The organism is Flavihumibacter sp. CACIAM 22H1 (genome assembly GCF_001601815.1).
Lineage (GTDB): Bacteria > Bacteroidota > Bacteroidia > Chitinophagales > Chitinophagaceae > Flavihumibacter.
Genome location: NZ_LUKG01000133.1, coordinates 1 through 5,868 on the forward strand (window position 1 = coordinate 1; position 5,868 = coordinate 5,868).

At 44.7% G+C, this 5,868-nt stretch carries 7 protein-coding genes; 1 reads left to right on the forward strand and 6 read right to left on the reverse strand.

Features of this window, described 5'->3' with window-relative positions:
* Window positions 1-328, forward strand: a 328-nt coding sequence (locus tag A1D16_RS20930) for a hypothetical protein (RefSeq protein WP_290713391.1), incomplete at its 5' end; no start/stop codon positions are given.
* A gap of 115 nt (window positions 329-443) precedes the next feature.
* Here A1D16_RS20930 and A1D16_RS20935 read toward each other — a convergent pair.
* The 6 genes from A1D16_RS20935 to A1D16_RS20960 form a co-directional block, all read right to left on the reverse strand.
* Window positions 444-878, reverse strand: a complete 435-nt coding sequence (locus tag A1D16_RS20935) for an RNA-binding protein (protein ID WP_290713395.1) — start codon at window positions 876-878, stop codon at window positions 444-446.
* Window positions 879-1,115: 237 nt separating this feature from the next.
* Entirely contained in the window at window positions 1,116-1,562 is a 447-nt protein-coding gene (gene rplI, locus A1D16_RS20940) for a 50S ribosomal protein L9 (RefSeq protein ID WP_290713398.1), read from the reverse strand.
* A 131-nt stretch (window positions 1,563-1,693) separates the two neighbouring features.
* Window positions 1,694-1,957, reverse strand: a complete 264-nt coding sequence (rpsR, locus tag A1D16_RS20945; protein WP_150849522.1) for a 30S ribosomal protein S18 — start codon at window positions 1,955-1,957, stop codon at window positions 1,694-1,696.
* 2 nt (window positions 1,958-1,959) lie between these two features.
* Window positions 1,960-2,313 (reverse strand): 30S ribosomal protein S6, encoded by a 354-nt coding sequence (gene rpsF / locus A1D16_RS20950; protein ID WP_290713404.1) that lies wholly within the window; start codon window positions 2,311-2,313, stop codon window positions 1,960-1,962.
* Window positions 2,314-2,412: 99 nt separating this feature from the next.
* Window positions 2,413-4,698: a BamA/TamA family outer membrane protein gene (locus A1D16_RS20955; protein WP_290713407.1), complete on the reverse strand. Its 2,286-nt coding sequence runs from the start codon at window positions 4,696-4,698 to the stop codon at window positions 2,413-2,415.
* The coding region (locus A1D16_RS20960) for a translocation/assembly module TamB domain-containing protein (protein ID WP_290713410.1) at window positions 4,679-5,868 on the reverse strand (1,190 nt) is incomplete at its 5' end. The genes A1D16_RS20960 and A1D16_RS20955, both read right to left, overlap by 20 nt.

Sequence of the window (5,868 nt, forward strand, 5' to 3'; positions counted from 1 at the left end):
TCTCGAGGGTGCCTACTCAGGTACCTTTAAAAGATACCATGACCCTGTCAATAAAACAGCTGCTATTCGCCTGGTGTTTGAGAAGAATACCTGGACGGGAACAAGTAATCTCCCCCATTATCCAGCCTTGCATAAAGGTAATTACCGGATAACCGAATCCTCTTCTTTTTATGTAGAGAATACGGCTGGCTGGACGGCCGATTTTGACTGGACCTTAATCCTCGACGGGAACTATATCCTGCACCAGGTAGGCGACAGCCTGGTATTTACCAAAAGTTATGGAAATGGAAACGTAGATGTTTACAAACTAAAGAAACAGCCCGACTAAACCAGTACTAAAAAGAAGCGCTATACCAGCAACCGTTTAATTACAAGCTACTATACATAAAGAAGGTCTGACAGTAAACTGCCAGACCTTTATCTTTTGATGTGTTAAGTCAGGATTAATAATCGCGACCACCTCCACCGTAACCGCCACGGCTACCGCCACCACCGTAGCCACCGCCACGGCTGCCGCCACCGTAACCGCCGCCACCGCCGCGATTGCCACCGCCGCCGTAACCGCCACGGCTACCGCCGCCGCCGCCGCCGAAGCTTTTCTTCTTGAATCCACCACCACCGCCGGAACTACCTTCACGGGGCTGTGATTCGTTTACAACAATGCTACGACCCATTACTTCTGTGCCATGAAGGGCAGCAATAGCAGCGTTTCCAGCTTCAGAGTCGCTCATCTCAACAAAACCAAATCCTTTAGATCGGTTATTGTTGAATTTGTCTGTTACGATCTTCGCAGAAATTACTTCTCCGTAAGGAGCAAACATTTCTAAAAGATCCTGCTCAGTTAAATCCCAACTGAGGTTGCCAACGTAAATGTTCATTTTCTATTTTTTTTGAACTATTGAATAAACCCATAATGAAGCACAGTGTTGCAAAAAAGCCAGAAAATCATTTACTTGGAAACGCTCTGGGAAGTCTGAAACTGTAAAGATCATTAAGGAACCAAAACGAAGGTAATGAAATTGTGGAAAAACATACAAAATATCTAAATATTTAAAAGGACGATCCGGCCGGGGTTTCCCGCCAAATCGTCCTTTTACTATATTGGCCTGGTAGTATTACTCTGCAACCACCTCAAAATCAAGTTCGGTTGATTTACCGTTCCCAAAATCGATGGTAGCTTTGTACTGACCTAATTCCTTTACTTCGTCCGGAATAGAAATCTTCTTCCGATCAATTTCATATCCTTTCTGTTCGCGAATGGCGCGGGAAATCTGCAGGGATGTAACACTTCCGAAGATTTTTCCACTGGTACCGGTTTTGGCACCCAGCTTAAGCGCACCTTCCTGAAGTTTAGCAATAACCTGGTTGATTTCAGCCAGCATCTTGTCTTCTTTCTTCTTCTTTACTTTCAACTTCTCATTGAGTTGCTTAAGATTGGAAGGAGAAGCTTCCACTGCCATTTTCTGAGGAATCAAATAATTCCGGGCATATCCGTTTTTTACGGTTACCAGTTCATTGGCACCACCCAGATTATCTACATCCTGAATAAGAATTACTTGCATGTTGTTCATTTTTAGTACCCCAAAGAGCCCAATCAAACCTCTTTAAATCTGATTCAGACTGTCTCCGCCTTCATTAAAACGCTGGCAGATTAGGGATTGGTTACTAGTTTGTTTTAAACGCCTGTGAGTGTCTATTTCAACAGGTCTGTTACATAAGGAAGAATAGCCATCTGACGGGCTTTTTTAACCGCCTCAGATACTTTCCGCTGGAATTTCAGGCTGTTTCCGGTGATACGACGAGGTAACATTTTACCCTGTTCGTTCAGGAATTTCTTCAGAAACTCTCCGTCCTTATAATCCACGTATTTAATACCGTACTTCTTAAAGCGGCAGAATTTCTTAGCACGCTTCTCGGTCTTAATCGCGGTCAGGTATTTAATTTCATTCTTTGCCATGATTAAGCCTCCACTTTTTCAGTTCCGGTAGGTACGCCACTTCTCTTTTTAGTATTGTACTCAACGGCGTATTTGTCGAGCACAGTAAACATCTGACGAAGTACATTGTCGTCACGCAACAGCTGAATTTTCAGCTTCTCATTGAAGTCGGATGGCGCCTTGTATTCCATTACCCAGTATAAACCAGTGGTTTTTTTCTGGATAGGATACGCCAGTGATTTTAATCCCCAGGGATTAGAATTTACCACCTCACCACCATTGCTGGTAACCAGGTCGATAAATTTTTTCTGAGCAGCTTTGTAGTCTTCTTCACTCAGAACAGGGGTAAAAATCACCATCAATTCGTAATTGTTCATGATCCCTGATTTGTTAAATAAAAAAATTAATTGGGCTGCAAAGGTAGGTGGTTTCTGTCATATGACAATAAAAACCATGCTTTTTGGCTGGAAATGGCTTTAGAAAGGATAGCCGATAGCAATGTTCAGAATCAGGTTTTCCCTTCTCCAGGCCGGTTCTCCCAGTCGGATCTGGTCCAACACCCATTTTTCTCCGGCCGGCAGCCAGGGCTTGCGTAATGGTGTGGCCAGATCCGCCCTGATCACCAGGATCGAGGCATCAATCCGAAGCCCTATGCCGGCGCCCACAGCTAGGTCGCGCATAAAATTAGTCCCTGTCCAGGCAGCGCCCGGCTTTTCCGGGTTATCCCGCTCCAGCCATATATTGCCGGCATCGCCAAAAATGGCCCCCTTCACTACACTGAATAACTTGAATCGCAACTCGGAATTGTATTCCAGTTTTATATCGCCCGCTTCGCTGGCGGCAAATGTACTGGTTTCAGAACGGTAACTTCCTGGCCCCAGCGTTCTTGCCCGGAAAGCTCGTAAACTATTACTGCCACCAGTCATAAATTGCTTTACGAACGGCAGGGAGCTATTGTTGCCATAGGAAAAGCCGGCACCGGCCAACAGCCTGTTTACCCATTGCAACTCCCTGCCCAATTTCCAATAATGCCTTGCTTCCCCGGTAAGCCGGGCATATTGGGCAAATGGCTGATAGCCGATGGCTTTAATGCCTTCCTTGTTTTTGGGAATCAGTAACCCAAGCAAATTCCCCGCAGCATCCAGGTTACCCTGTAAGAAAACACTGTGGATCCGGTTTTTATTGACATTATTAAAGGTAACCGTGTAATTGCTGCCGATAATAAATTGCTTTTCAATCGACTGTCGCAGGGTAGGATCCTTATCCAAAATCTCCTGGAAGGCAGGGGAGATTTTTGTCGGAAGAACATAGGAAATTGAAATGGGGACAAGATTATGATCGGTAAGCCTTCCTGATTTCCATTGATACGCTTGCTGCAGCGTAAATGAATTCAGGTTATACAAACCGGGTCTGCTCAGCAATTCATAACCCACACTTAAGCGGGTCCTGGGAATAAAGGCATTATTTGTTCTGATTTTAAAAAATGGCACAATTAAACCAGGTAGGTTGAGCGCTACTTCTCCATTCAGGCTATAGCCCCTGGTATTTGCCTGGTCAACCCTGTTACCCCCCACCTGCCATTCAAAACCAGCGGCTAGTTTAACTTCAAAACGATTGGCTCGTTTGAGCCAGTTTCTATTCAGCGAACTAATGGTGATCTGCGAACCTACAAAGTTATTAGACTTGCTATTTCCGTTTAGTTCTACCTGCATGCTTCGCCGGGGCGTAGGGGTCATAAAAAAGCGGGCTCTTAACCGACTGCTGTCTGCTTCTTCAATTTCCGTTTTTACGAATTTATAAGTACCCAAACTCATCAGCCGTTCCAAGGTTCTTTCATGCGCCCTGAACCGGTAGAGACTGTCTTCTTTCAACAACACATAACGGCTGAATATTTTGGGTAAAAACAAGTTATTAATATCCTTTACCCGGTAAGGGCCCAGGTCAAGCGCTGGTGCATTTCTTACCAAACGGTCTTCTGCAAGGTTATAACTGGGGTATAAAGTAATGCTTTCCATTCTGTAGGCAGTGCTCGCTTTTTGCGGAATGCTGTCTTTATAACGGATATACAATTTTACCTCCCCATTGTAATTGCTGTCCACCTCGGTAAGTAAATGGTCGGGCAAAAAATAATAATATCCCTGTTGCCGAACCTGGTTACTGATCCGCTCTCTCTCCCGTTTAATCTGGTCCAGCTTATAAAACCTGCCCACTTTAAGCAAACTTTTATCTTCTGTCCGTAGGATAGTTTTACTAAGGTCGCTACTGTCTAGTTCAAAAACCACCGAATTGATCTTATACTGCTGCCCGGCATCTACCTGGTATTGGATCGATGCTTTCTTGCTGCCTTGGGGTTTTGTTTCATGCGATACGGTTGCCTGCATAAAGCCGTTGTCTTCCAAATAACTGGTTAATACCTCAGCGGTATAGGCCGGCTTTGCTTTGCTTAATAATACAGGGGCTTCGCCCCATTTGTTACGCAATAAATGGTTTAAGCCTTTACCTGTTGGCTTATTACCCAGGTTATACAACCATAAACGAATCGGCATTCCTAAAAACTTTCGGTTCGGCGCCGGCCTGCTCATCGCAATTAAATCGGCTTCCAGCTCTTTATTTTTGCCGGGCTTTTTGTTTTCCCAGCGGATAGTGGTTCCGGTATACAGCCGGTCTCCATCAGGTACGGTTCTCGTTGAACTGCAACTAAAGATAAAAATGATGCTTAACAGCAACCCTATGCACTTTGCTTTATTTTGAATTCCTGCCATCCTGCTGCTGCTTTTTAGCTTTTTCAAAAATTTGACGGAACTGATCAAAATCCATTACCAGCATAAAGGATACACCGGTTTCAATGATCTGCCCCAATAATATAGCATCCGTCTGGTTACGCTGGTAGGCACGGATTCTGTACCGCCCGTCGCGGCTTAGTTTGTATTCTATCAGAACATCCCCGATTAACTGTGCCCCATTGGCAGGTGCATTGCCCACCAGTCCTATATTGGAACCCACCGATACGGTTAGGCGATCATTAAAAAGACTTTTGCTGGCGCCGACATTTAAAACAGTTGATTCCTGTCTGCTGCCACTCATATAATCTTCCCGGGTTTCCAAATCAAAATTCAGGTCAATTCCTTTGATGAGCGATCCTGCCAGCGTATTCAGTTGCTGGGAAAGCACTTTGCTCACACTTTGTTTCGCTGTAAAACCCAGCCCACCTTCATTCCTGTTCTGAAGACTTTCCAACGGATTCTCAGAAAGGAAGGTTTGCAATACCAACAGAGCCATTACCTGTTTGGTAAGTTCTGATTCATTGGTATTGATTTGCTTTAACCGGGTGTATACGGCCCCGTTAAAAAAGTTGCGGTCTTTCTCCGGCATATCCAGCCTGAAATTAATGGTGGGCTGCATCAGTTGATTGGTGATATCTAGGTACACATCTATCGGAACTTTTTGCCGAAGGCTGGTCAGCTCAGACCTGCTACCACTGCTCTGATCACGGATCAGATCAATGGCTGGTGCATTTACCTGGTATTTTGCGCTTATATTGATCAGGGCTTCCAGCGGATCTCCATTCCAGGTAATCGTGCTGCCTTTCTCAATTCTGAAACTCCGTTTTATCAACTGGCTTAAAGACATTTCATATTTTCCATCCTCGATCTCATAAATGCCCGTCAGGGTAATACGATTTCCCTGTTCAATGGTTAAATTAAGGTTGGTACTACCTTTTACTTCCAGAAAATCGCCGTTGTACGGATCAATGACAATTGTTATTGCAGAGGCTGGCGTTATTTCGATATCTCCGGTAAACTCAATGCCGCTGAATCCACTAACTGTAGCTGTTTTTCCGGGCTTTCTCAAAACCAGGGTTGTGTCAACGGGGTTTTCTCGGTTTACAAATTCGATTACTCCTTCGCGGTTTACAACACCCGGTTCATCTT